General features: G+C 60.8%; 21 protein-coding genes. 10 read left to right on the forward strand and 11 right to left on the reverse strand.

Annotation, left to right across the window (positions count from 1 at the left end; genetic code table 11):
• Positions 1-186: 186 nt before the first annotated feature.
• Complete coding sequence (locus E3T23_RS02755; protein ID WP_134368873.1) at positions 187-885, reverse strand: GntR family transcriptional regulator; 699 nt, start codon at positions 883-885, stop codon at positions 187-189.
• 814 nt (positions 886-1,699) lie between these two features.
• Here E3T23_RS02755 and E3T23_RS02760 point away from each other — a divergent pair.
• Positions 1,700-2,026, forward strand: coding sequence for a hypothetical protein (locus tag E3T23_RS02760; protein ID WP_134368874.1), 327 nt, complete (start codon positions 1,700-1,702; stop codon positions 2,024-2,026).
• Positions 2,027-2,622: 596 nt separating this feature from the next.
• Here the strand turns inward: E3T23_RS02760 and E3T23_RS02765 are convergent.
• Genes E3T23_RS02765 through E3T23_RS02780 form a run of 4 tightly spaced genes read right to left on the reverse strand, consistent with a single transcriptional unit; the run spans position 2,623 to position 4,586 of the window.
• A complete protein-coding gene (locus E3T23_RS02765; protein WP_134368875.1) occupies positions 2,623-2,967 on the reverse strand; it encodes a hypothetical protein in 345 nt (114 codons plus the stop codon).
• Positions 2,948-3,910 carry a metallophosphoesterase family protein gene (locus E3T23_RS02770; protein ID WP_134368876.1) on the reverse strand — a complete coding sequence of 321 codons (963 nt, stop codon included), beginning with the start codon at positions 3,908-3,910 and terminating at the stop codon, positions 2,948-2,950. Before E3T23_RS02770 ends, E3T23_RS02765 begins: the two co-directional genes overlap by 20 nt.
• Positions 3,907-4,284 carry a hypothetical protein gene (locus E3T23_RS02775; RefSeq protein WP_134368877.1) on the reverse strand — a complete coding sequence of 126 codons (378 nt, stop codon included), beginning with the start codon at positions 4,282-4,284 and terminating at the stop codon, positions 3,907-3,909. The genes E3T23_RS02770 and E3T23_RS02775 overlap by 4 nt, the downstream gene beginning before the upstream one ends.
• Positions 4,281-4,586: a hypothetical protein gene (locus E3T23_RS02780; RefSeq protein ID WP_166806170.1), complete on the reverse strand. Its 306-nt coding sequence runs from the start codon at positions 4,584-4,586 to the stop codon at positions 4,281-4,283. Before E3T23_RS02780 ends, E3T23_RS02775 begins: the two co-directional genes overlap by 4 nt.
• A 330-nt stretch (positions 4,587-4,916) precedes the next feature.
• Here E3T23_RS02780 and E3T23_RS15945 point away from each other — a divergent pair, with 330 nt between their 5' ends.
• The 3 genes from E3T23_RS15945 (at position 4,917) to E3T23_RS02795 (ending at position 7,721) form a co-directional block, all read left to right on the forward strand.
• Entirely contained in the window at positions 4,917-5,528 is a 612-nt protein-coding gene (locus E3T23_RS15945) for a helicase associated domain-containing protein (protein WP_166806171.1), read from the forward strand.
• Between the two features lie 637 nt (positions 5,529-6,165).
• The gene (locus E3T23_RS02790) at positions 6,166-6,678 is read left to right on the forward strand and encodes a hypothetical protein (RefSeq protein ID WP_134368880.1); all 513 of its coding nucleotides are present in this window, start codon (positions 6,166-6,168) and stop codon (positions 6,676-6,678) included.
• Between the two features lie 230 nt (positions 6,679-6,908).
• On the forward strand, positions 6,909-7,721 hold the full coding sequence (locus E3T23_RS02795; RefSeq protein WP_134368881.1) for a GIY-YIG nuclease family protein: 813 nt from the start codon (positions 6,909-6,911) through the stop codon (positions 7,719-7,721).
• Positions 7,722-7,977: 256 nt separating this feature from the next.
• Here E3T23_RS02795 and E3T23_RS02800 read toward each other — a convergent pair whose 3' ends face one another.
• On the reverse strand, positions 7,978-8,721 hold the full coding sequence (locus tag E3T23_RS02800) for a hypothetical protein (protein ID WP_198416168.1): 744 nt from the start codon (positions 8,719-8,721) through the stop codon (positions 7,978-7,980).
• Between the two features lie 420 nt (positions 8,722-9,141).
• Positions 9,142-9,387: a hypothetical protein gene (locus E3T23_RS02805; RefSeq protein WP_134368882.1), complete on the reverse strand. Its 246-nt coding sequence runs from the start codon at positions 9,385-9,387 to the stop codon at positions 9,142-9,144.
• 492 nt (positions 9,388-9,879) lie between these two features.
• On the opposite strand from E3T23_RS02805, the gene E3T23_RS02810 reads away from it, so the two are divergent.
• Together E3T23_RS02810 and E3T23_RS02815 are read left to right on the forward strand one after the other, a co-directional pair.
• Positions 9,880-10,368 (forward strand): hypothetical protein, encoded by a 489-nt coding sequence (locus tag E3T23_RS02810; protein ID WP_166806172.1) that lies wholly within the window; start codon positions 9,880-9,882, stop codon positions 10,366-10,368.
• Between the two features lie 1,446 nt (positions 10,369-11,814).
• The gene (locus tag E3T23_RS02815; RefSeq protein WP_134368884.1) at positions 11,815-12,357 is read left to right on the forward strand and encodes a hypothetical protein; all 543 of its coding nucleotides are present in this window, start codon (positions 11,815-11,817) and stop codon (positions 12,355-12,357) included.
• 1,055 nt (positions 12,358-13,412) lie between these two features.
• Here E3T23_RS02815 and E3T23_RS02820 read toward each other — a convergent pair.
• Complete coding sequence (locus tag E3T23_RS02820) at positions 13,413-14,201, reverse strand: GIY-YIG nuclease family protein (protein WP_241977540.1); 789 nt, start codon at positions 14,199-14,201, stop codon at positions 13,413-13,415.
• Between the two features lie 31 nt (positions 14,202-14,232).
• Positions 14,233-15,408, reverse strand: coding sequence for a DNA cytosine methyltransferase (locus tag E3T23_RS02825; protein WP_134368886.1), 1,176 nt, complete (start codon positions 15,406-15,408; stop codon positions 14,233-14,235).
• 165 nt (positions 15,409-15,573) lie between these two features.
• On the opposite strand from E3T23_RS02825, the gene E3T23_RS02830 reads away from it, so the two are divergent.
• From E3T23_RS02830 to E3T23_RS02845, 4 genes are all read left to right on the forward strand, one after another.
• On the forward strand, positions 15,574-16,002 hold the full coding sequence (locus E3T23_RS02830) for a very short patch repair endonuclease (protein WP_198416169.1): 429 nt from the start codon (positions 15,574-15,576) through the stop codon (positions 16,000-16,002).
• Between the two features lie 1,198 nt (positions 16,003-17,200).
• The gene (locus E3T23_RS02835; RefSeq protein WP_134368887.1) at positions 17,201-18,520 is read left to right on the forward strand and encodes a hypothetical protein; all 1,320 of its coding nucleotides are present in this window, start codon (positions 17,201-17,203) and stop codon (positions 18,518-18,520) included.
• A gap of 125 nt (positions 18,521-18,645) precedes the next feature.
• The gene (locus E3T23_RS02840; protein WP_166806173.1) at positions 18,646-20,397 is read left to right on the forward strand and encodes a DEAD/DEAH box helicase; all 1,752 of its coding nucleotides are present in this window, start codon (positions 18,646-18,648) and stop codon (positions 20,395-20,397) included.
• Between the two features lie 24 nt (positions 20,398-20,421).
• The gene (locus E3T23_RS02845) at positions 20,422-21,384 is read left to right on the forward strand and encodes a protein NO VEIN domain-containing protein (RefSeq protein ID WP_166806174.1); all 963 of its coding nucleotides are present in this window, start codon (positions 20,422-20,424) and stop codon (positions 21,382-21,384) included.
• Between the two features lie 676 nt (positions 21,385-22,060).
• On the opposite strand, the gene E3T23_RS02850 is transcribed toward E3T23_RS02845, so the two are convergent.
• Both E3T23_RS02850 and E3T23_RS02855 read right to left on the reverse strand, forming a co-directional pair.
• Complete coding sequence (locus tag E3T23_RS02850) at positions 22,061-23,125, reverse strand: site-specific integrase (protein WP_166806175.1); 1,065 nt, start codon at positions 23,123-23,125, stop codon at positions 22,061-22,063.
• 798 nt (positions 23,126-23,923) lie between these two features.
• Positions 23,924-25,324 carry a recombinase family protein gene (locus E3T23_RS02855; protein ID WP_134368891.1) on the reverse strand — a complete coding sequence of 467 codons (1,401 nt, stop codon included), beginning with the start codon at positions 25,322-25,324 and terminating at the stop codon, positions 23,924-23,926.
• Positions 25,325-25,540 lie beyond the last annotated feature (216 nt).

Here is a 25,540-nt window from a genome sequence, read left to right on the forward strand (position 1 = left end):
ACGGGGGCCTCCTGTGTCAACGAAGCGATACAGAAAATCCCGTATCACTCGGGTGATACGGGGGTGCAATCCGTATCAGTCACATGACACGTGGCAGTGCTGTATCAGTCCTGTGAGACAAAATCTGGCCCATCAGCCCGATCGGACTCGAAGTCGCCGCGCATCACGTGGTTGGAATGCGTCGACCTAGAAGTAGGGCGCGTAGTCTTCCGTGGTGTCGTCCTCGGCCGAAGCGACCTCGCGAGACCGATCCTGAGATCCTGGTGGATGGTCGACCCAGCCGTCAGCTTTCCAGTAGGGAACGGAAGGCTCATGGTCAATCGGTCGCGGGCCCGTGGCGCTGCTGGGGTCGTGGGCGTCGCCGAGTTTGGTGTCGCTTCCAGCGTTGGCGTTGTCCGCGCTCCGATTCGCGGAGACGCCGATGGTGCTGGAATTTAGTTGCCATTGAGGCCGTTCGACAATCGCATCATCAAGACTGGAACCGTACTCTAGCTTGGCGGCGTCATCGCGGTTCTGTTCGCGCTGGTCCTCTGTTGCCGGCCACAAACCCTGAATAGACAGAACAGTATCTCCGAGTTCGACGCCGTGTTGACGTGAGACTTCGATGAGAGCACTTGTGGCGGCGAGGACCGCGTTCGGGAGGGTTGAGTGATCTCCTACGAAATAGAATCTGGAATCTCTGCGGACGAGGCCCTGATCCAGGAGTCTCGCGTACGCCGCACGCCTGGTATTGGATGAGCCCGATGGCGCTTCTGAGGTGCCTCTCTGTGGGGGAAGCTTGGTGCCTGCTGGCAGCTGACCAGTGAGAATAGCTGAGGCCAGGGTCGAGTAAACCTTCTCCCCTTTAGCCACCTTCCCTTTAGCCACCTCTGATGTTGCCTTCAAATCTAGATCCCCTCATGGAACGTATCAGTGTGATGCTACCTGAAAAGGAGGCTGTCGCCCTTGCGGCCTGCTTCAGCACGTAGGGGAGACGCCGCACATTTGTCGCAAATTGCTTAACGGAGACCTGGTCAGGGGTGTGGCGCGGTCTGACCCGGACTCCGGGTGTATTGGCCCTCTTTGGGGCTGCACTTGGTAGGTCGTGACGCCGATGGAGGCGGGATTGTATTCCGGCACGGGAACGCTTGCGCGACCGAGATTAGTACATTTTCTATCAAGAGATGTGTTCGCTATCGATTCGCACTGTGGAGGGGCGTTGTGCGTAGTGACGAAGGCAGAGAGCCGCAAAAAATCAATTGGCATCTAGCGCCTGGCCGCGAGCACATCTTGGTGGGCGCCCGTCGAGAGGCAAGCGCCGAGGTGCTGCTGAGGAAAGGGATTCGTAGTGACTGTGAACGCCAATCTAGGTCCACTCGAGCGTGCAATTCAAACGCGGGACACCGAACTGTTGATCACGACTGTTCGATCGCGATGCAAAATGGCTTCGACTCCCGCGGGAATATGTTGGATTTGGCTTGGGGCAAAGCGGATGGATGGCTATCCGTATATTGGCCGGGCTCGAACGAATCGCTTGACGCACAGAGTGGTGGCCTGGGCGGTCTGTGGGTGGGTCGGGAAGCTTGTCGACTTTCCGCATGTCCATCACGTGTGCGGGATCCCGACGTGCGTCAACCCCGTACATTTGGTCCCCACGACGGCGCTGATCAACAACATTGAACGGTCTACACGCAACGCCCTTCTGCGAAGGATTGAAAAGTTGACAATCGCGCTTGTGGAGCTGGCGCCAGGGCACCCGCTTCTAATAGCAGGTTGGGAGGCGGTCGACTCGGGGCTGATCGTTGAAAAAAGATTGGGCGGGAGCTACCAGTCTCCGCGCGCACAGCTGCGCCGCATGGAAAGCAAGGCAGCCTATGAAAACGGGCGGCGGAAGAATCAGGCACGCCGGTTTCAACAAGTCATCGAGGTCGACAGCTTGGTCGCACGTGGCCACGCCAAGGCAGCGGCACTCGCCGAGATTGGAATCGACCGCACGGCCTACTACGAGTGGCGATCTCGGATGCGGGAAGCATTCGGGTATAACTAGACGCGCACCGAAGAGATTGACCTGGTTTTGCCGTCGGGACCGAATCGCTCGCCCAAATAGTTGCCGGTGTCTACCTCTTGGCGCCAACGCGGTGACGTGGTGCGTCGATAGGTCCACGGTCTTTTTCTTGACCCCGTCGGTGGCGTGGACCTTCGGCACCGGTTTCCAGGCTTCGAGCTAGAGCTTGTACGCCGCATCTCGGGATCTGCTCCATCGGGTAGGTCTCAACGACTCTCGAGCCACCTGGTGACCGGCGCCTGATCGTCGTTGCGGGAAGCCGGCACCGGCGGCCTTTCAGCAGGTGCTTTGCGACCGAAGACTACTTTCGAGGTGCGCATGGCCGAAGCCTACTGAGCAATGGGTGGTTTGCTCAGGCTTCTGAAAAAGTGAGGGATCGGACCGTCCGTCGGCGCAGTGACGGTCGTCTGTAGTGGGAAGGCTGCGAGGTGGGGTTCACGAAGTTGCTGTACCGACCACTAGCCAAGCGGAGGAAGCAACACATGCACCGCTCGGCGCTGTGTGCCTCTCTAAAGAGCTGGATGGGTCCGCTCGTCTGCGTGGAGGACCTCGGGCACCGGGCGTCCATGGTCTCGGAGTTATTCCGGCTCACCAGCGGAGCTTCCCGGGAGCTCGTCACGGGGTATCGCTTCGATCGACGACACGATCGAGGTACTTGCCCAGAAGAAATCAACGTCGTCGTCGCAGCCATCGGTGAACATCGTCCATCGGCCGCGGGCACCGACCCGGAGAGTGTCAATCGTGCGTAGGGGACGGGTGAGGTCATTAATCGTCGGTGGGGCGCCGGCGCCAGGCACCCTGGTGACGGTGCCCAGATCGAGGTCAAAATAATGGCTGCTGTCCCGCGTGATGACGCGCCACGCGCCACCTTCATCGCCAGAGAGTTCGATCACGCGGACCGGTTCAACTTCCGAGTCGGTCATCAGTAGCCCTTTCTGGTGCGGAGAATGTCGACTCGGCGGGGGCACCGTTCCGGTAGAGGAATTCCAGGTCGAGGGTGGCGGTGTCCAGGATCGCGAGGTTCACCCGGTTCTTTCCGTTCGTGTCGAGAACGACCACCCGGGTGGGATGGTGCGTCACCCCGGGTAGGGGCAGAACCTGGTCGTAGAACCGGTGGTAATGCCCTCCGAGGGTCAGTCGGGGACGGGTCTGCAAAACTGCACAACGAAACATCACCCGGCTTTCCGTTGCGTAGGCGATGTCGTCGGTCGAAAAGCCCAATTCCTGGGCTCGTCTGTCCAGATCGGCCTCGTCCATCAGTGGCGCCTCATGGCCAGCGAGGACATCGGCGTGTTGGGGGCCGAGACGGCGGAGATCTGAGCCGGATATCTGTTCCTCGGGCCACCACGACAGGCCCTCTTTCCGGAGCTTGCGGTCGATACTGTTGGCTCCGCCGAGGGCAGCCAAGGTGAACCGTCCGCCGATCTGGGTGCGGTATCCGCGGGGGAGGTGGGCGATGTTGGCCGTGATCCACCGGACGCCGTCGGGATCGAGGGGGTACTCCGAGAGCTTGGGGTGCCAATCGTGATTGCCCTCCACGAAGAACATGGTCATTTGATGTCTGGCCAGGGCGCGCGCGACCTTATTCAGGTCGATCTGCCAGTTTCTGCCAGGCCAGAGCACGCCCCAATCGCCCAGCTGCAAGATCACGTGCACGCCGCGGTCCGCTAACGTCCCGAACGCTTGGAGGGCGTGCTCGATGTCCCCATGCAGGTCTCCCATGACTCCGATTCGACGCACCGTCGACAGAGTCTGCACGGCGTAAGGCGCATACGAGGCGCTCGGGGCCGGGCGGTGCGTCTGAAAGAGCGGAGACAGGTCGTTGCGCGAATCAATGGTCGGCGGGGTCGCCTCGCTGGCATTCATGGTTCGAACCGGATGCGGGGGATCACACCGTGGTTGATGTAACCACCGACGAACCGAACGGTTTCAATCTCGGCGGCGCTGAGTTCCCGCGCTGGCCACACCGGTTCGACGGCCACGAGGGGAGAGCTGAAGTAGTGGCCGGCAATCTGGCTGGCGGACACGACTCTCAAGGGGCTGCCGATCTCGATCGGGCCGATATTGGAAAACCTCAACCACTCCTGGTCTCCGGGAAGCTCCCGTGCCCGAGGGCCCGGGGTCCGCCGGTAAGCGCGCAGGTCGCGGTCCACGAGGAGAATCGTTCCGTGCTCCGTGGTCAGCCGGGTGATACGCGACGAGTCCGGCGGCTCAGCCGACGGCACCTGCCCGCGGATCATTTTTCACTCCCGGAGTGGTCGAGATTGGGGGTTACGCGTTCGATCGTGGTCACAGGAGTGGTGCGGCGCGTCGTGGCGTCCACACCCGGAACGGCGAGGTCGATGAGTAGGTGCATGGAACGATTGATCGAGCACTCGACAATCCTCAGCAACCGCACCGGGGAACCGTCGCGGCGTAGGTTGAGGCCCCGCTCGGGATCATCCGTCGCTGGAAACCGGCACATTTCGTGTCGGTCGAGATCAAGTAGGTAGATCGATCCGGACTGGGTTTGGATCCTGAACCGGCCGGTGACCTCATCCATCAGGGTGCTCATCGAGAGCATGAGCCGACCTCCGTGGAGCCGTGGCGGCGGGCGTGGCGAGCACGACCCGATATGTCGGCGCTGCGCGGGGTTGTCACTGTCAGGCGTGCTGGGCCAGGGCGTGGATCGGACTGAGGTTTGTCTGTTTGAGCGGGCATTCGCGAACCTCCCCATGAACTCGACTGTCGGGTGAACGACCGATATAGGGACGCTAGCCGGGGTTCCCCGGTCTGCGGGTCCGTGCAGGAATACACGTTTTGGTGCGCCGCGAGACCTGTCCCGCGCATGTCCTCTCCGACACCGCACGACGTGCGGGTCGGGAAGGGACCCATGCCCGAACAGAGCCCCGTGGAACTGCTCCACGCCGAGTACGAGCTGCTTCACCGCCGGCGTCCCTCGGCTCTCACCCCGGACCAGAGGAGGTCGCTGGCTTTCTTCGATGCTGAATTGGCGTCCCTACGCACCGGCAAGAGCCCCGCGAACGTCCCTCGGGACGTCGCCGGCTGGGTCCGAAACCTCTTCGCCCTTGAATCCTTTGTTCGCAGTGAGGGTCGGCTGCCCCGTGAAAACCGTCGTCTCCCCGGCGGCGCGATTTCGACCGAGGAGAGGCAGCGTGCCCACAGCGTCCGTGCTCAGCGCAGGGCATTCGCTGCGGGGTGCCTCTGCACCTATCAGGCACGTCGGTTGCTCTGTATCCCAGAGTTCAGCTTCCATCCGTTGAAAGACAAGTGGCAGGCGAACTGCGCCGCCTACGCCCAGTTCACCGCGACACATGGGGACGCGCCGAAACTCCGCAGCGCAGACCCGTCCGAACGGACCCTCGCCGGGTGGGCCGCGAAAACGCGTTTGGCCTACCGGGTCGACAAACTGTCCCCAAGTCGAGTGGAGACTCTGACCGGTCTGGACTTCTGGACCTGGGGTACACGGGACCTCCGGGAATGAACTCCCGTGCTGGAATACATTTCCGACCGTTGTCCGCCACCTGACAGAGGGTTGGTGCAGGATCAGACCATAAAGGACAACCTCGCCAGCGACAGGCGCAGCTCATGCAGGGCACAGCGACTATCGGACGGGACAGCCTCCGGTGGAGCAGCGCCGGTGCCTTTCTTGTGGCAGGTCTCTCGGGCCGGGCTCGAGTGCCGCGAGACCGACCGGCGACGCGTGGATAACACCACATGCACCGCCAGGGACTGGGCCAAACTGGGCAGATTAAGTTGGGGGCAACGGGTCCACAGCGCCCCTGCGAGTATTTTCGTGCACGAGAAGTCCGCATTGCGAGTCGAGGATTGCCTTCTGCCGACCCTCCCGGTCCCACCTACCTAGCCGAGCACGCAACCCGCGCAGCCGCATGGTGAGGCGCCGCGGACCACGTGCAGGCATGCATGCAGCGCCGTTTTGCAGGGTCGGCGAAGACTGGGTGCAGTATCGAGATATAAATGACAGCGACGTCGGCGACCGGTTCGACAGGGGCGGAGATCTGCCGACCGACCGGGCCTCCGTGCCGAGAGGCCGGGACCGAACGTGCACACCTGCCGTCGGGTTAGGCTGCGTCGCAATCAGTCAATCCGAGAGGCGAGCCATGCCGGGGACAGAGCATCCTGCGGAACACAAAACCACGGCGGTGCCCGAGGACGGTGCTCGGGTGCTGAGGCGTGCGATGGCGGCGAACCCGACCGCGGTTTCGCCACAGCTCGCTCGCAGTTTGCAGGCCACCGAAAACATGTGGCGAAGCATTTCGGCGGAGTACGGTCTGTTGACCAGCGGCCAGGTCGCCGAACTCTTGGGAGCGAGTCCGTCCAACCGTACGCTGGCATCGAGGAGACGCGCCGCGCATCAGATCGCCGGCGTAGTCCGGCGCAATGCGGTCCTCTATCCCGCGTTCCAGTTCGACCGGTCCCAGGGAACGATTCTTCCGGTGATGGCACAAATCATCAGGCTGGCCGCGGCGACTGGCTGGCACGAAAAGGACTTGTTGCTCTGGATCTGCTCGCCGACGACCTCGTTCGAGGGTCAGGATCGTCCTGTCGACCACTTCCACGATCCTGATTCTGTGCTGGCCGCCGCTAAGGCCCAGTTCGAGGCCCAGTGGTGACGGGGTTGAGACCCCATCACCTCGAGCAGGCCCCCGGCCTGTCCAACAAGAAGTCGCTCCTGAGGACCCTCAGGAGGTTCAGCACAGCTGCCGACCGCAGTGCCGGTGCGCGATTCGCTCGGGGCCTCGAAGACAATCGATGCGGAAGGTGGGGCAGGCGACTACGCGCCGCCTGCGAGGATGGGCACTGACCTGCTGTACCGCCCGTGACAAAGGAAACCAGCTTGCCCATGACATTGACGCTCGGCCCTATCCTTCTCAGCGCTGGTATCGATCCAAACGAGGCGCAGGTAATCCGTCACGCATATGTGCGCGAGCACGAGGACACCGGCCTACAGGGCATCCATGCCGACTCTTCCGACCAGGAGATCCTGAGCTACACCAGCCAGCAGTCCGCGAAACCGGGAACTTTCCCGACCGTCCCGCCGCCAATCTGGGTTGTCTTCGTCCGCGAGGGCGGCGACCGAGCACGCCTCTGGTCGGTGGTGGAGAACCGCGGCGAGCTCTCGAATGATGGCACACTCCGTACCTTCGATCTTGCCGTCTCAGAGCACATGACGGCCCTTCGGAACAGGCTCGTGATCGGTTGGAGGTCACCGCGCACGTGGAGACTCAACGGCCCCACCGCCGCCGCATACCCGGTTATGGAGATCGCCGACGCGGAGCCGGTGCCGTTTCCCGGTTTCGACCGGCTGGTTCTGAACTATGCGCAGCTTCAGGCGGTGATGCGCGAGCACCGCTATGCCTCGTGGCGCACCGCACTCTCATCGGTAGTCGGCATCTATCTGATTACTGACACCCTCGACGGACGTCAGTACGTCGGCAAGGCCGACGGTACAGAGAGCATTCGCCAGCGCTGGAACGTCTACGCCGCCAACGGCCACGGGGGCAACGTCAAGCTACTGAAAATCGACCCGAACACCTTTCGGTTTTCCCTGCTCAGGGTTTTCGATCCAGCGACGCCGGCTCACTCGATCAACGAAGCGGAGAACCATTTCAAGAACGCCCTGGACACCCGCAAGCATGGGCTCAACGGGAACTGAACGCGTGCGCGGGATACGCGCCGACGAGGCCTAACGGTCTTTGGTCGCCTACGTCCTTCGGCCTGCTCCCCCCACTGCCTGATTCGGAAGCTCCGCCGCACCTTCGGCAGTCAAAGCGTGACCGTGAAACACGCACCGCGACAAGCGGCAAGTCTGCGCGTGGTTCGGTTACCGGGTGCAAGAGTTCGCTCAGCCCGCCCCGGTGGGAGCCTGCTCCTGGCAGTCATTCCATCGCCGCACCCGGCCGAAGGGCGTTTCAGCTCGGGTCGTTCCAGGACTCGGGAGGCGGGCCAAGAATCTTCCCGGCCGCCTTGATGACGAACCACCCGAACACGTTGTTTCCCGCTGCACCGATGCCGACCCCGATGAAGAATGGGATCTGCTTGCCGAGAACCAACACGCCCTGCTTGGTGCCGTACTTAGTCACGAATCGTGGGCCGAGGATTTTATTGGCTTTGTTGATCGCGGTCATCGGAATCGACTCCACAATCTTCTTCCCCCAGTAAGGGGCGGTGCGACCGATCAATGGCTCCAGGGCGGTCGTCGCGGCGGTGTTCCCGATGAGGACGGATGTGACCAGAAATCTGCGGCGCTCGACGTCTTCTACGTCCAGACCGTGGATCTCGGCGACCGACAGCGTGTAGAGGACCGACGCCTCCAAGAACGTGAGCAGGTCGGCCAGGGCCACGGGAACCTGCACCCATCCGTTCGGGACGATGGCCGCGGCGCCGGCGCCGGCGCCGGTGGTCGTGACCGCGCTGAGGTAGATCGTGTTCAGGTAGGAAATGAGCTGTGCGGGAGTTTTGCCGGGATGCACGCGTCGGAGCCGCGCGACGTTCGCGACCGCCGGTGGGTACTGAGCCTCAAGTGCCTTGTTGAGGCCGCCCTGAACCGCAGCGCGGACGTCGACATTCTTAACGGCCGCCCGAACCTTGTCCAGCGTGTCTCGGTCCCATTTCGGACCGGGCGATGTCTTTGGCTCTTGAACGGATTCCGACATTCTTGCTACCCCCTGATTGCATACACCTGTAGTCAGGTTACGGTGTACCTCCCTTGGCGGGGGCCTGGCCACGCCTGCGGCCGGCGTCGTTGCCAGATATGTCGATTTGGATCCAGAGTCGCCGGCGCTGTTCCCCGCGAGCGTGCCAGTCGGGATCACCCCGGGTTGGCTGACGTAATAGAACGTTATCGGCGTGACACCGTGCACCCGTGCGGGTCGGAAGGTCACCAATGTCCGAACCAACGCCAGTCGAGTTGCTGCATGCCGAGTACGCCCAGCTGCTACTGCGCCAGCCAGCCACCCTCACCGGCGACCAAAAGCGATCCCTGATTTACTGCGTGGCCGACGTTTCCTCCGGCCATTCCCCACAGGGGGCGGGACCGCGGCTTTTCAGGGCGCATGAGCCCCAGCGCGTGGCTCTTAAGATTGGGCGTTCTTGGACGCGTCGTTTTTTGCCATTCTTTCGTAGTACTCGACGTGCTCGATCAAGGTTGACTCGACCGACTTACCTACGATTGCGAGCGAGGCAACATTCACGATCAGAACGCTCGCGTTTCCAGTGAAAGGGGAGACGACAGTCAGTTCAACAACTTGCATTTTGGACCGGTCCGGGATGTTGACGCTATAGGTGAAGAAGATTCCGGTGGTGGTGAAGAGTTCGAGCATTCAGTTTGCCTCTGTCTTCGTGGCATTGCGCGGGAGGGAGTGCAAAACAAATATCTTTGAGGTCACGTTTCACAATATCGGGCTCTGAGGGCTGGAGCGGGCTTGCCAGCAGAGCTCTCGGTGCTTCATCGCGGCCCGACGAGCTTCCTCTCGCCGTCCCGAGCTGCCAAAACGGTTCGGACCACATGATCAGCCGCGAAGAGCGGGTCCTCGTGTTTCGAGAATCGGAGAACGATCCAACCCGCGCCTTCCAAGATCAATCTGGTTTCCTGATCCCTTGCGATAGTCAGCCAACGGCAGTCGCCTGAGAGTTCACGATCGCTGGCATTCAAGCGCCCAATGGTCTTCTTCGTAATTTCGACGAGTCTCAAATTAGCTGAGGACGCATGGTCGGCGAGGCTGGCCAGCAAGGGCGGCCGCGGGCGTCAGACTTGTCACATGCCGACTTGCTACATACCAACTTCTGATCCGTGGGCGTGGTCGCTCGACTCATTGCTTGCCCTCATCGGCGTGATGATCGCCGGACTGGGGGCGATCGCGACTGTGCTCGTAGCGACCCTCGCTCTCGTTGCGACGAACCGCGCGAACCGGCTGGAGGCAGCGGAGCGCGAACGCACGGGCCGTGTCGCGCTCTCGTCGGCCATCGATACTTACCTCCGCGAATGGGAGTTGGAGCCATACGGCAACACCGAGAAGATGAGGGAAGCGGCGAGGTCTCTTACCGCGGCTGCGGCCGGCGTCTCCTCCAGCGCCGAGACTGCAGCAACGTGGGTTCATGACGCGCTGATCGTCTACATGGCACAAATAGTGGACGAGCATCAGGATCTTGACACCCTGGCTGGAGGCAGGCTGTTGGCGACAGCCGCGCACGGCGCCTCGTCCGAGATGCGGAGGAGGGTTGCGAGGTGGGTGGCGACAGGCATGCTAGATCGGTCCCCGTTGTTGACGCCGACGCCAGGTCCTCCCCTGTTGACGCTCTAATGAGGTGGGGCCAGGCGCAATTGGGGCAACCGTTGGCGAGGGTCTTGATATCTGCAACAGGCCCGAAGTGGCTCGTATCACCCGGCACGCGCGGGGAGACACCTCATGTGACGGGCGAGACGGGGCCTTCACCTGAGGCGCGCGGGAGCCTAGAGCGCATCAGTTGCTCTGGGAATCGGCACATCCCAATGAAGGATTGGGATTCGGCAAGATGGGCAAATCCAGTATGGATGTTCCGGCGTGCCTGCCACTTCGCAGCATGACAAGCAGTTGCCGCAGCTAGGGGTGCCGATTGATTCAAAGCCATCGTCCATGGCGTGGACTGTAGTCGGATGCGCTAGTCGGCGCTGGCAAAGGTGGTCCAGGGGGCTGCCGCGGGAATACGAGACCGCCTGCCTGTCCTACTAATACGTCAACGCTGGCCCATAGATGCTGCCGCTGCCCCACACTTCGTGAGCCGCCTCAGCCCACGACAGCGATGATGATCCGCGCTCATGCGGTGACCTCGGTCTTCGATACGCTTTCGAGCATGCCCATGACGGAAGTTTTTCAGTCCAGTTCCTCCGAGTGGACCCTGCTGTCCGTGATCATGCTTGCGATTGCCATCGTCGGCGCAATGACCGGTGCAGTGGCCCTGTTCTTGACGTGGCGGCACCACCCGCGTCCGCATCTCAGCTTCGAGTGGGCTACGACATGGCGGCCGAACGCCTCTGCCGAGATGGCGCGCTTGACTTCACTGCGGTTGATCAACGACGGGGCGGCCCCAGCGCGAAACTTGCGGATGAATGTGGACATCGCTTACGACCTGGAAGGGACTCCGTGGCTCGAGTCGCTTTCGTTGGGGCGCGGCGCGGAGGTGCGCGTTGATGTCCCGGTCGTGCCGTCAATGCGTGTTAGGGCGCACTCAGGAGAAGTCACGCACAATCCGCATTCGGACACAGACCCTGGGACACGCTGCGCCCGAAGGTGTCGGTGCGGTACGCCGGGAAGCGGTTCGCAGTTACGTCGAGGTCACCGCAGTACATGTGAGGTGCCGATCGTTTCGCGGAGGCGTCCCTTTCGACGGGCCCTCTTCGCCGAATCCAATCGCAGGTCAGCTTCGAGCCTCCGGCGCGGCTGGATCGCGCAGGCCATGGCGCTTCGCATCCGGAGGCCGAGGATATCGAGCTTGAGAAACCCATGGGGACCACATCGTTCTTGTCGTATGCGCGAGTCGCAGCAGCTGGACCAGCTGGCGGACTTGACCGCGAAGCTTGACCGGCTTCCCCGCCCCATCTCGGTGTACTTGTGCGGCGTCATCCTCTCCGATGCCTTCCTGCCCGCCCGCCCGCCGGCGTTCTGCTCTGACGCATGCGGTCGGGATCAGTTTCCGAAGTGGAGACGTGCGGAGGTTTCATCCTTCGACCGGCGGGCGGCCGTTGATCCCGCCACCGGTATGCTCCTTACATGCTGACCGATGGCTTCTGGCGCGACCTCCTGCTAGTCGGAGCAGGCGTCGTCGGCTCCCTGATGACGTTGTTCGTCACGCAGGTCGGCAAGCTTGGAGATCGGGCCTATGGGCGAAAGCAGGATCTCCGCGCTCAGGGGGTAAAGAGCTCCCAGGATTGCCTGGATCAGTTGCGTGATCTCGACGAGTCGCTGCACAAGCAAACGCCTTCCGCTGCTGACAATTTCGTGCTCGACGTCGATCTGCCGATGGTCCGCAAGATTCGGGCATCGGCTGACCTTGTGCCGGATAAGACGCTGCGGGACTCGGTTCGACATGGGATGAATGCCCTCACCGGGATTCGGGCCACGAACAGCATGGGCACCATGACAGCGGCCACCGCTGCTCAGGAGCAGAAACAACTTCTGAGTTATACCCGGCAGGTTGTTGCCGCGTTTGTCCGTGGTGAGAATAGCCCGGGAGGGCCCGTGCAGCGGCTCAAGGAATCTGATGAGAAGACCATCGCTGCGTCTGAGGAGATGTACGGCCCAGCGAGGAAGTAGCCGGTTCGACAAGAGCCGGGACGCCCCAAATCCGTCGTGAGATGGAAGGAAGCGGCCCAGGTCGGTGCCGATTCTTCAAGACGCATGATCAGTCAAGTCTTGTCGAAACACTTTTGTGAACGGGCTTCCTTAACTGGCTCACATACTGGGCAGCCGGCCCATCCGGAACAGCCCTGACTGCTGTGCTTGCTCGCTTTGCAGAGCCATCAGGTCCGTTGCGGGCGGGTTGCCACTCGGCGCTTATGTGGGTGAATTGGACGCGATTTCCCTCGCACACTATTCGCCCGTGGAAGCCGCCATCGGATCCATGCCTTCCGACACTGCGGCGCAGGTGATGGATCTGCACGGGTCCCGCGTCCACCGGCATCAGGAAATCTCGTGTGGTCCCAGTGGATCTGGAGGCAGGCGGGTTGGAACGGTCGCGACACCCGGGTCCGGCTTCCCTGCAAATGCCATTCACCGCTTTCCAAGACCGGGCAGGCCTCCGGGGATCGTTCTCACGCTAGCGCCCGACATGCCCGGATACCCTTTGGCTGGCATCAATCGCGGGGCTGCAGGCTTCGAAGCGGCCGGCATGTCTGGTTTCGGCGGCAGAAAGACCAGTTCGACCGAGAGACCAATCGTCCCGAGATACGAGGCAGAAGAGGGACAGCCCTCGGTGGAATTCGGGAGATTGTGAGAGTAAACGATACCGGTCCTAAGGTTGCTTTTCGTCGTCCTCCCGCAGTCTTGGCATTGGTACGTTGTGCTGACTTCGTATTGCGGAACACCTGCGCGACGGCCTGAAGACGTGCACAAGGTGTCCCCTTCGTGATGCGCGGAGATAACCGTGTCTTCGAGTACGACTACTTGTCCGCACCGTGGACAGACGAGTTCGAGCCATGAACTTGTTTGGTTGAGCATGGGGAGCCTTCCGACGTCTTTCAGGAACGGACCAGTGCATCGCGCAACTCAGGATCTTGCGATCACGTCGAAGGGGTACTCGGCAAGCAGCCAGAGGGATCGGCGCCATCGACGACGCCCCACGAGTAACGCGGCGTGCAAGACAACCCGATCTAGTCGTCGGCGTCTTCGTCGTTGGACTCAGCCATGACGTTGCCGACGAGTTCCTTCACGTCGATCGCAGTCGGAGATGGTCGACTCCGCCCTTCGGCGTAAGCGAGGCGCGCTGCTGCGAGGTCCGCCAGTCGCACTGCCTGGATGACGATTACGCGGCGTAGGCCCGAGGAGACCTCCCCCCGTTCATGAGCGACAGCCGCCACCCGAGCAAGCGTTTCCGCGCGGCGAGCAATTCGCACATCGGGATGCTCTCGTTCCTCCCTGAGTTTAGGAGGGACGAGCACGAAGCGCTGGGAGGCGGGAAGGGCCACCGGCGTCGAAACCGGCGGGATCTTTTCATTGAGGATTGCGTGATACTTGGAACCCGCGATGGCTGCGAGGTAAACGGAATACTCGATGGCGTCGAGAGCTTTACGCTTCTCGTCTCCTATTTTTTTTAACTCATTCTTATCGGTGGTGAGTTTGCTCATCGCAGCGAACTTGGCACGCAAACCCTCTGTCGGCCACAGTTCTACTTCGGCTACCTCAAAGGGATCAAGAATTCGGTATGCCAATGTGTCGGAGCGTTGGCCTGTTAGGTGCCGACGGATGCGTATTCCAAAGGATTCCCAGGTCTGCCCCACATAGATCGGCTCGCGGTCGTAGTCGTAGAAGGCGTAGACGCCGACGCAGCCAGTCAGTTTTTTTTGGCTTTCTACGTCTTTCTCGGCCAGTGCCTCCTGCAACAAGACACGGAAACCCTGAACAAATGCCGTCGGCATCGACTTCTTCGTTGGCGGTTTCACCTCCGGCGCGTTGTACGATGCGACACCTCTGCTAGCCATTAGCTGCTACCGTTTCGCTTTCAACGGCAGCTGGTTTCATGACTCCTGTGATCATGGGCATCAAATAGTGTTTGGCCAGCCACGCCACAGCGGGGACGGCAACGGCGTCCCCGAAACCGAAAAGGGCTTGGTTGGTGCGAGTTGTCGTCAGATCATAGTCGTCTGCTCCCATGAGTCGGGCATACTCGCGAGGTGTCATCCACCGGACCTGGAGCCGCTTATTTCCCACGCGCACTACCGCTTGTTTGGAGGAACCTCCACGCGCCGTCCTGAGACAACCAGACACGTCGTCTGGACGGACCTCCCAAACGGGCACACCGTTGCGTGTGCGTCGGTAGGCGGTTCTGTATTTCACTCCGGTCGATCGCTTCATGGCGACCACTCGCTCATCCTGGACGGCGGAGAGGGATTTGGTGAACAAATCTGTGCGTTCTTCGTCCCACCACCGCTCGTCGTCGAGGGACATCTCTTCGATCACCTTTCCGAGGCCGGACGTCAACGGGGCGGGCGGGAGCGGGAGGGTTGCCTTGTGCGTTAGAAGAGTGTCGTCGCCGTAAATCCACTGCAGCCAGTCGGGGCGCAGTTCTGAGTTTGGAGTGACCGCGTTCTCTGGAGGGTTCAGCGCTCCCACGAGAAACATTCGCGGCCGCGACTGCGGCACGAAGCGCCGGGCGTCAAGAGCCAAGACATCGACGGAATAGCCGAGCCCGTTGAAGGCGCGAATGGCGGCGGTGAGGTCGTCGCCTCCATGGGAGGTCGCGAGACCTGTAACGTTCTCCAGAACAACGACTTCAGGCCTATCGTCGCCCAATTCTTCGAGGAGGCGGATGAACTGCCAGAACGTACCTGAGGACTTTCCAGCAAGTCCAGCCCGACCTCCAGCGAGGGAAAGGTCCGTGCAAGGTGAAGATGCCCATGCGACCGACGAGCCCTTGGGTAGGTCCCCGACCCTAACCTCGCCAACGTCACCGAGGGCGAAAGTGTGATCATTGCCCGATGCAGTGTCTTTGAAATGAGCTTCATACATCGCTTTCTTGTCCGCCTCAAAGTCGTTGGACCAAGCCACGTTGAAGCCGGCGCTCTCGAGCCCTATGCGGGCTAGGCCGATACCAGCGAAGAATTCGAGCACCTTGGGGCGCACAGACGACAGGGAAGATACATTGCTCACGAACGAATGCTACCTGCCGGGGCCGACCTCAGTGCGCTACCAGATAGGCACCGGATCGGCCTAACGCTCTCGCTGGGCACGGTTGGGAGCATCTTGCCCGGGCCGAGTCGTCTCTACTTAAGCCGAGTAACCGTGTTCCCTGCTTTTACGCCATACCGTTGTTGTATGGCGACAACGTCGTGGGCATCGACACCGGGAACTCGAAAGTCGATGCAGTCAAACAAGTCAAGGGACACCGCACCTGAGATGGCCGTTCGTCGTGCCCTACACGCAGAAGGCCTGCGCTTCCGGGTGGTCATGCGTCCGATTCCGGCCCTCCGCCGCACGGCAGACATCGTGTTTACCCGGCAGATGGTCGCTGTATTCATCGACGGCTGTTTTTGGCATGCCTGTCCTATTCACTATCGAGCGCCGAAATCCAATGTTGAATACTGGGCACTGAAGATCGCCCGCAATGTTGATCGTGATGCAGAAACCACGCGACAACTGACTGCCGCGGGATGGACAGTTCTTCGATATTGGTCACATGAATCGCACATTGACGTAGCTGGGCGAATCGCGGCCACGGTCCACAGCATCTCCGGTCCGCAGTGAGACCGATGTCTGCCATCAAACACGGCGGTGGGCCCTCCGCTATTGAACACCCCGCCGAGCAGGATGTGGGACTACCTCCCCGGGGCCGGGCCAGGTAGCTGGTACGCGGATCGGCTCACAAGCGCCGACCTCGAAGTGGGTGGTTCATGCGTCGGCGTCCTGTGTCCAAGTGAGCCCGCTAATCTCTCCGGTGCGCAGCGGAAAAGTTGCGCGATCTGGCCATCTGGCACCCGGTGGTCCACACTTGTCGGACCGGATCGGTAGTCTCGAAGAGGGGGCGAACTCGGGGTCCCAGCGAGATCAGGGGACACACACATGACCAAGTTCTACGTTGCAAGGGTTGAAGCGTGACCGGTGCGGAGTCGGCAGCTCCATGTCGACACGTTGGTTCTCCTCCACCTGCCGTGGTCCAACGGGCCGCAGAGGCAATCAAGCTGTTAGCGAACCACCCCGAGGTCCTGGCGGGACACGGTATCTCAGCGAGTGAGTTCGTCTCAGCTTTGCCGGCGGCCATTGAGTCAATCCGCGGAAGCATGAGTGCCAGCAATGCCGGGAGTCGAGAATTTTTGACCAGTTCGCTCGAGCATCTTGTGGATCAGGGACTAGCCACAAAGATGTCGAGACCTGCCTACGGCGACGACACCGTATATCGTCTGGACGTTCCAAGTATCGGTGCGGTCGCAATTATCCAGAAAGGCTGTCCTGACGGTGCTCACAGTAGCGTCCGCTGGACCGTTCCGGATTGGGCTCAGGAAACCTACCTTTGGTGGCTTTGCTCCAGCATGAAGGCGCACCCAGGCGAGCACATCACAAAAGGAGTTAACCGACTGCGCCAACGATTCTTCTCAGACTCCCCAGGCACCCTGTCCGGCGTGATCTTTCAGAATGAGTTGTGCGGCTCAGCGCTCCGCCCATGCCCCAAGCTGGACCGTTCCGCACTCATTACAGCGAATCGCGTTCCCGCGCCCTGCATATACACGATGCCCGAACGCAACGACCAGGCGAGCAGTTGGAACTGGACTGGCGGTCGAAATCTCAAATTCCCGACCGTCCTCCTTGCGGCATACGGGATAGGTGCCCCGGACGCCGACGCTTTCATTGGGTTCGTGGGATTCCAGCGCAGAGACAACGGCGCATTCCGCACGACAATCACCACACGATTCGGAGCAGGCCGCTCCTCAACGTATAGGAGCTAATAGTGAATAATCCCGTGCTCGATCATGAACGCGCCGAGTTTCTCAAAGCCCGTGCGATCCTAGGGAAAGTCCCGCTGCCAGCCTGGGCGCGCCAAGCCAAGGAGCTCAACCTCATTGAGCTGGAGGTCGATTGGGTCCGCTTCTCTACGCTCAACCATCGCACCCGTGGGGAACAGCGCGCAGAAATTGCCCGAACAGGCCACCTCAGTCTCTTCGCGGAAGATCCACTTGGACCTGCAGCCCAAAACGCCCAATATGCAATTCTCCGAGAACAATACGGATTCACGGACCTCAAAGCGGACCTCAACGACAGGGCCCAGCAAGAGCCGGCCGTGATTACCGCAGACGGCGTGCTCATCAACGGGAACCGCCGCGCCGCAGCTCTTCGAAGTTTGTATCTTGATGACGATCGGTTAGGCGCACACTACGTCAAGTGTTTGGTGCTGCCGGCCGACGCGACCCCGACTGAACTCGTGGATCTCGAGACCGAGCTGCAGATCGCATTCGATTTCAAGCAGGCCTACGGCTGGATCAACGAAGCATTCCTGATAGAAGAACTCTTCGAGCGCGAGAATAAGGACTTCGCGCGTGTCGCAACCAGAATGCATCGTGACGTGTCAGATATCCGGTCGCTATATGAAAAGCTGCAGCAAGTGCACCAGCTCGTCGGCCTATCCTCAGGCGTGCGACATCACATCGACTTCAACGACAATGAGTCCGCATTCGACGAACTTTCGAAGCACATCAAGAACAAACAGCCCGGCGAGGCGGAAGCGGTTCGTTCTGTCTACTTCCTCGGAACGTTGTCCGAAGTCAGCTATCGGAAACTGCGTCACCTCCGACGACCTGACGCCGCGAGCATCGTCAGGAAGGAGCTCGAGAGCGATCCCTCGCTCAAACAGATTCTCGCCCTCGCTGATCAGACTTCGTTTGAAACATCCGCAATCGACATTCTGGACGATGTACTGGGAGAGGGCGCACAGTCCGGTCCGCTCACTCCGTTTCTCTCACTACTGGCGTGCAAGAACCCAAACGAGGCACTCGTTCTGGATGACGGCAACGAAGTCGAAGTCCGAGACATCCTGGATAGCCTCCAGAGCGCCATCACCGCTGCTGCAGATGAAGCCGGAGAAGACGAGCGAGACAAGACAGCGCAGACTACCCCGCTTGTCAGGGCGGAGAAGGCGTTTGGCGAATTGAAGCGCGCCCTTGAAGCGCTACCTCGTGCCCGCGCCTTCAGCGGATTCGACGAAAATGGCATGGCCGACCGCATAGCTCGCATTCGCAAGCTTCTGGACGAATACCCTGGATCCACGTCGTGATCTCAGTCGAATTCGGTGACCGCCCGCGCCCAACTGTCCTGCTTACGAGAGAGCCTGGGCCGCCATCCGGTGCATGGGCCCATCTTCAGTCACTCATGTCCCGTGGGATTGCAGGCGGCAGTGTCGTGTCCCTTGAAGTAAGGGCCGAGGTGTTCCTTGCCGAGCTTCCAGGTGTCCGTGAAGTCCGGACATTCTTTGGCGAGCAGTTAACCTTTGGTCCTCGCATCACGCTGCAACTTTCGACGCTGGCAGGCGACAGGAAAGCTCGCGAAGATGCTGTCACTGGCACCGAGATGATGTCCGCGGATGAACTCGCGCAGGAACTCAGTGACAGCGGATTCAAGCGTGTCCTCAAACCCTTCCAACTGCGCAACTTAGCAACGCTCATGATGCTTCCGCACGGCGCGGATTTTTCCGTGCCAGGTGCAGGCAAGACCACCGTCGCACTCGCGAACTTCGCTCTCCAGCGAAGCAGGGGTGCCGTCATGCGGATGCTCGTGATTGGGCCGATCGCGGCCTTCGAAGCATGGAAAGTTGATTCGGTAGCTTGTATGGTCGATGCGCCAAGACTTTCCGTCCACGCGGGCCCCGGCGGCTTCATACCGCGCGGCACTGAACTCTTACTGACGAACTACAACCGCGTCGCCGCTGACTACGAGCGGATTCGCGACTTCGTTGCCGAAACGCCGACCCAGGTCGTTCTCGACGAGGCTCACCGGATCAAGCGCGGTGCTGCGGGCGTGCATGGCCGTGCCGTTCTCGACCTGGCTTATGTCGCGCGGCGACGGGATGTCTTGACCGGGACACCAGCTCCGCAGGGTGCCAACGACCTAGTCGCCTTGATGCGTTTCCTCTATCCAGGCCAGGATCGCACGATCCTTCCCGCCAGCGCATACGACGAGTCAATGGGCCGGGAGGCTGCGACTGTCCGTGAAACCGGTGATGCAATTGGCCCGTACTTTGTTCGCACGCCGAAGTCCAGTCTTGGTATTCCTGACCCAATATGGGAAACCGTGACCCGCCCAATGGGGCCAATCCAACTCGCGATCTATGACGCTCTTGTCGGTCGTTACCAGCATTCGTTCAGTCTTCCGACTGATTCCCGGCGCCAGTTTGACAAATTGGGCCGAATCATCATGTACCTCCTCGAAGCTGCTACCAACCCGGCCTTGCTAACTGCAGGATCCGACAGCACCGACGAAGTCGGATTTGCTCATCCTCCGCTCGAACTGAAGGGGAACGAACCCCTCAGCAAGTTGCTAGCCAGCTATACCGAGTACGAACGACCATGGAAGTACGACTACGTGATCAATGCAGTTCGGGAGGCGGCCTCGCGTGGCGAGAAAGTCCTAGTCTGGACAACGTTCGTTCGCAACATTCGAGCACTGACTCACGAACTTAGCGCTTTCAATCCAGCGGTTGTCCACGGAGGCGTTCCGCCGGAAGACTCAGCAGCGCCTGGCGTCCTGACGCGTGAAGCCGAACTGGACCGCTTTCGAAACGATCCAGAGTGCACAGTTCTTCTTGCCAATCCGGCCGCCGCAGGAGAGGGCATCAGTCTTCACCATTGGTGCCACCACGCGATCTACCTTGACCGCACTTTCAACGCTGGTCACTTCCTCCAAAGCCAAGATCGCATCCATCGACTTGGCCTCGACCCCGCGACCGAAACACGGTTCACCTTGCTGATAAGTGATGATTCCGTTGACACCGTAGTTAATGCTCGATTGCGCGAAAAGGTGAGGGCGCTTGCGGATCTAATGGATGATCCCGGCCTCGTTCGGGTCGCGCTGCCTGAGAGCGATGAGAACCACGAAGCCCCACCAGCCGAGGGCGATGACGCGAGCGCCATCCGGTCTCATCTTCGTTCCGAGTAACAGATGCTTCCAACACACGGAGCAGTGACGAGTATCTTCCACCTCGCCAACTCAATGCGGCATACCAGTCACCAAGATGTCAGAGCATGGGTTCATGCCGCAGGCGACAGAAGTTCGTTTCTTGCCGCAGCCATTGATCATCGTCCCGCGGCAGAGTTCTTGATCGACGCGAGCCTTGTCGTCCAAGAGGCCGCCATCACACCGAGTCCCAGATTGAAGGCGCTATCTCGGCAAGCGGATCGCCCTACTCTGGTCGCGATCGCCCGCCTGCTCCTGGAAATATCTCCTCCGCCGTGGCTGCCCTTCGCAGTCGATGGGCAAGTCCGCTACGAGTTCATCCCTTGGTCTGACCTTCAAGGTTTGGCGTGGTTGCGACCCGAGCTGGACCAGCTCTTAGTGGACACTGCCTGTGAACTCTTGCAACACTCAGATTCTGTCGCTCTTGGACTTGGTCGGGCAGCGGAACTCACAGTCTTCGCAGCGCTAGACAATCTTCATGCTTCGCCCGTCCACGTATCCGAGATCTCAGATCGCTTCGGATACGACATCGAGACTGTTCGAGGCTCCGCCCGGCGCTGGGAAGTCAAGGGCTGCACCAAAAAGACTTCCGGCAGCTTCCACTTGAGCCGCAATGAGTTCGAAAAGTGCAAGCGATACCCCGACGAATGGAGACTAGTGCAGGTCGTTTTTTCACCCGGCGCGCTGACTGCCGATTTCTTGACAAGATCCCATATCTTGGCCATCCGAGAGTTGTTCTCTGGCGAGCTGATCGACTTGGCGCCGTCGGAGACCGGCACGTTCTACTGGGAGACCAGCGCCCGCATTTCACCTCAAGAGAGCGCGTGGGTGCCAAGCTTGCTCAAAGCTCCCAGCGACTTCCGCTTACCCAGCATCGACAAACTCGGTCAGCAGGCGCTTCAGATGCGGTCCATGTCTCAGAAGGATCAACAGCAAACTAGCGCACGAGCCACATTCTCTAGCCCGTGACTGCCCCACAGAGCGGAGAGCAGCGCTTGAGCTTCGTGAAGGATTTCCAACCAAGGACTATGGGCCGGCATTCGACCTGGACGCCCAAGGCATCAAGGCGCAGTGGATTAGCCGTCGCAAACACCTAGCCTGGGTAGCGAAATATTAGCGGTTCTGGACTAAGCGCTAGTTCGCGAACACGTGCCCTGTAAGCGTGAATGGACCTTATCTGAGTCAAGGTTCATCATCGCTGCGGGAGAAGCAGGCGAGCTGCTAGAAGGCTCACCTGCGACGCGCGGACTCGACTTGGGAATCTGACGAGCACCATGGGGCTCCAGCGTCTTCCGCGGAATTGCGCAAAGGTCGGCCAAATCTTGGCACTTGGAGCCTCAAGTAGATTGAGACAAGTCTCATCTTGCACGAGAACTGACATCAAGCGGTCATTGATCAGGGCGGAGGGGGGAGTGGAAAACGCCGTATAAGCTTAGGAAGCTGCCAGTTGACCCTGGAGCTACAGTCGGGATGCCGTGAGGATGACTTCTAAGTCGCCGATCTTGGAGCGAACCAGCGGCAGCGACTGTCTCGTCGACTCGGGAGTGCTCGTCTAGGGGTGGCAGCTGGTGTCAGCGAAGGCGCGAGCACTCAGAAACGTCGCTTGACTGCAAACGCGGGGTGAACCTTAGAACCGACAGACTGGTCAGAGGCCGAGTAGAACGACAGCATTGCTGTCGAGGGGATTCGCCTCCCGTGAGTAGATCTCAACCGTGTCTGGGCTGCGGTGACCGGTTTGACGCATGATCTCGTGGTGGGTAGCGCCAGCCCGGAACGCCTCAGTGACGAAGCCCGCTCGAAGCGAGTGGGCCCCGTAGTCCGCCGAGTTAAACCCGATGACTGCCACCCTTCTCTTGACGACGTCATTGACGACGTTTCCGGTGATGTGGCGCGCTTTGATCGCCCCATTTTTCATTACAGGCCGGAGGAATGGCTGTCCTCCGTCGAGTACAGGCGCGGTCTCTCTGCAGACGTGTTCCGTGATCGAAGTACCGCGAATTACGTCTTGAAGGTCGGAGCAACTCTTCGCTCCCGCGGACAGGACAATCAGCCATCGGATGTATGCGCACGGCGCACAGGTGAGCGGGCTGGCCCCGAATGGAACGGCCTTCAGGAAACCGTTCCCCTGCTGATCGGTCTTGGAGCGTCGCACGCGGATGTGTAGCCCGTTCTCTGCGTGAATGCTGAGATCCCGAAGCTCGAGGGCTGCAAGCTCGGACCGACGGAATGCGCCGCCGAATCCGATAGTCAGGATGGCCGCGTCTCGATGGCCGATGACCGCGTGGGGCCATGAGGTGCGATCGATTTCGACCAGAGTCTTGCGCAGCCCATCCAAGAGAAGAGGCGCTTTGCGCGCGGTCGGCCGGGCCCTCTCACGACAGATGCCCTCGAGCGTGTTCGCGACGTCCCTGTGTTCTCCCGGTTTTGCAAATCCCGCCAAAGAATGCACCTTATTGATCGAGGAGAGCCAGTGGCTGAGCGTGGAAGGCGCATAGAACCACTCTCCAGTGCTGTCCACAAGGTCAGCCGCGTAGGTCAGATATGCCGCGACGATGAGAGGCTCCGCTGGTAGAGGATCAAAACCCTGCACCGCGCACCATTGGCTGAATGTGTCCCATTGTCCGCGAACCGTCCGCCGAGTGTTGGGCGCCAGCGACTCTCGCTGAAAGTGGTGGATGCGCTCCAAGCTCGCTGTGGGGATCAGCGGCACCGCACCTTCCAAGACCAAGGACGTGCGGTCCCGATGACGGGTGACGGCGCCCGGGGCGCTCGGGCTCGGCGCCAGTGGCCGGCGGGCTTCTTTCAGAATGGGGTGCCTCCAGATGTAGTGATTAGGGAGAGAATCGTCAAGTAAAACGATGGGGTCATAGTGAGATTGGGTTGACGGGACAGCGGGTTCGAGCCGTCCGTCGTAGTGCGGAGTGATGCTGACCAGGGCCCGGTGTCGGTCCCCACTATGTAGACATGCGGCACATTCGACTTCCCACACCGCACGCGACCGGAATGGGCCAGGCTGACAGAAATAATCTGATGGAACCGGTTTAATCGGGGAGCTGGTCGCGATGAACGAATTCGACAGCACACGGACCGCCGCGGCGGAAGGCGCTTGCTGTAGAAGGCCATTCCGCAGGTCCGAAGAACTCGGAACCAGTTTTTCCCGGACGAGTTGTTGCAGCATCCCGTCTAGGTCGCCAGTGGAGGATTCGCCTCGGTCACGAAACACGGTAGTGCGTTGAAAACAGGTGGTGCTGGCCATGCCCGCTCGCCGATGGCCAGGCGGGTCTACTTCGTGCCGAGATCAGACGAGGGGATGGTCGGGGTGAAGCCGATCAGATGTGTTCAAGACGAGTCGCGTAGATCACCAGCCGGCGAACCACATCTCTGGATCGCGAACCAGGATTTCTGCATGCCCTCACGGGAACGACTCGGTCGGTATTCTCCCTTAACGTTGGAATCCAGACCGGGACGTTCGTGCCCGTGAGCCGACGATCTTCCGGGCGTTCGAGTGTCAGAACTGGGGCTGGTGCCAGAGGATCTCGACGCTTTCTTCGCGGAAGATCTTGGAGCCTCGCAGCGCCTTGTGCAGGCGCACCGTCAGAAGTTCGGAGATGATGGCGCGCTGTCGGTCGATGCTCGCCCCTTTGAAAAATGCAACGGGGTCGGACGCACCGAGCAAGTCGGAGGTCGCGGAGCCGTCGGAGACTCGGGCTCGCTCTCGCTCGACTCGTAGGAGCTCAGCCCGGATCTTCGCCAGCGACGTACTGAGCCGGATACCGTCGATAAGACCGTTGTCGTAGTCAGCCTCAGTGCTTGCTATCCGCGTACGCAGGGCCGCCGCCTCGGAGGCCAAGCGGCGGACGCCCTCATCGTCGGTAGGCGTGAACGCGCGGGCCAGTTCCGGGGAAGCGAGCCGCGCGCAAACGACTGCGAGGACATACTGATCTACCTTGCGCATCGACCGGGCAACGTGCCCACCCGCGCGACACCAGTACCGCTCGCCGGTCGTTGTCACCGGGACATGACACAGGTAGCACTCCCAAAGACCAGAGCCGAGGTACTTGCGAGAGGTGCCCGTCTGGTTGGTCTTGCGGCGCGGGTCCGCCAGTTTGATCTGCACGAGATCGAAAGTCGCCTCGTCGACGAGCGCAGTCCACTGTCCGGTGACACCCGTAGCCACTTTCTCAAAGGTTGCCCGACCGGCGTACCGGGGGTTGCGAAGGATCGAGGAGACGGAGCTCGGCGGCCAAGAGGCGAATTCCCGCGCCGGCTTGTTGTTCTTGCGTGGCCGTCCAGTCCGCACTGAAGGTGCACGACGAGGTGCGACGCCTTCCTCAGAGAGTCTGGCGGCGATGCCGCGGAGTGTCCCGCCGGCGACGAACTCCTCAAAGATGCGGCGAACGACGGCGGCCTCGGTCTCGTGCTCCTCACCGTCCTGCGTGTAGCCAGTCAGGCGGACGCCGCCTTTGAACAATTTGCCGGCTGCTCTGCGGTACTCGTTCGCGCGTGTCTGACGTTCGCTTTTGCGCTTGGCCTCGAACCGGGCGATGCCGGTCAGCATGGTTGCGCGAAACTCCCCGTCCGCCGTCGTCAGATCAATCTCGCCGTCGAGCGTAAGCACCTTCGCTCCCGCCGCTGTCAGCGGGATGAGCTCTTCGAGCCGGCGCACAAGGCGGTCGAGGTCGGTTGCCACAACGACGTCAGCCTTGCCCGCCCGAAAGTCTCCCAGCATGCGAGCCCAGGCGGTGCCGTCGCCGCGTTCCTTTGAAGCGGACGTGTCGTTGTCAGCGTATTCCCCGACGAGCGTCCAATTGCGCGAGTCGACCAAGGCTAGGCAGCGCTCTCGCTGTCGGTCTATGCCCTCTGAGACGTCCAGAGACTGTCGCAAGTAAACTGCTGCTCGAAGGCTCATTTGCCCACCGTAGCCTTCATAGACTTCTGTCGTGTAATTTCACTTAGTTTCGATTCTCTTTTTGACATCTGGAGTCAGCGAGCGCGGTGTGTCTGCACTACTCGCGATTCTTCGTTCGGAACCCCGCAAGCGGTTGACAGTGGTCTGCGGAACCTTGAACTGTCCCGGATGACGAGGATGCGATGATCCGGCCTGCGGAACGTAACGGGCGGCGGG

This window comes from Cryobacterium cheniae, assembly GCF_004403395.1.
Lineage (GTDB): Bacteria > Actinomycetota > Actinomycetes > Actinomycetales > Microbacteriaceae > Cryobacterium > Cryobacterium cheniae.

Excerpts from the sequence above, each read along its gene's own strand:
- E3T23_RS02765 (WP_134368875.1), bottom strand. The coding sequence starts at position 2,967 with ATGACCGACTCGGAAGTTGAACCGGTCCGCGTGATCGAACTCTCTGGC.
- E3T23_RS02770 (WP_134368876.1), bottom strand. The coding sequence starts at position 3,910 with ATGAATGCCAGCGAGGCGACCCCGCCGACCATTGATTCGCGCAACGAC.
- E3T23_RS02775 (WP_134368877.1), bottom strand. The coding sequence starts at position 4,284 with ATGATCCGCGGGCAGGTGCCGTCGGCTGAGCCGCCGGACTCGTCGCGT.
- E3T23_RS02780 (WP_166806170.1), bottom strand. The coding sequence starts at position 4,586 with ATGGATGAGGTCACCGGCCGGTTCAGGATCCAAACCCAGTCCGGATCG.
- E3T23_RS15945 (WP_166806171.1), top strand. The coding sequence starts at position 4,917 with ATGCCCGAACAGAGCCCCGTGGAACTGCTCCACGCCGAGTACGAGCTG.
- E3T23_RS02790 (WP_134368880.1), top strand. The coding sequence starts at position 6,166 with ATGCCGGGGACAGAGCATCCTGCGGAACACAAAACCACGGCGGTGCCC.
- E3T23_RS02795 (WP_134368881.1), top strand. The coding sequence starts at position 6,909 with ATGACATTGACGCTCGGCCCTATCCTTCTCAGCGCTGGTATCGATCCA.
- E3T23_RS02800 (WP_198416168.1), bottom strand. The coding sequence starts at position 8,721 with ATGTCGGAATCCGTTCAAGAGCCAAAGACATCGCCCGGTCCGAAATGG.
- E3T23_RS02805 (WP_134368882.1), bottom strand. The coding sequence starts at position 9,387 with ATGCTCGAACTCTTCACCACCACCGGAATCTTCTTCACCTATAGCGTC.
- E3T23_RS02815 (WP_134368884.1), top strand. The coding sequence starts at position 11,815 with ATGCTGACCGATGGCTTCTGGCGCGACCTCCTGCTAGTCGGAGCAGGC.
- E3T23_RS02830 (WP_198416169.1), top strand. The coding sequence starts at position 15,574 with ATGGCGACAACGTCGTGGGCATCGACACCGGGAACTCGAAAGTCGATG.
- E3T23_RS02855 (WP_134368891.1), bottom strand. The coding sequence starts at position 25,324 with ATGAGCCTTCGAGCAGCAGTTTACTTGCGACAGTCTCTGGACGTCTCA.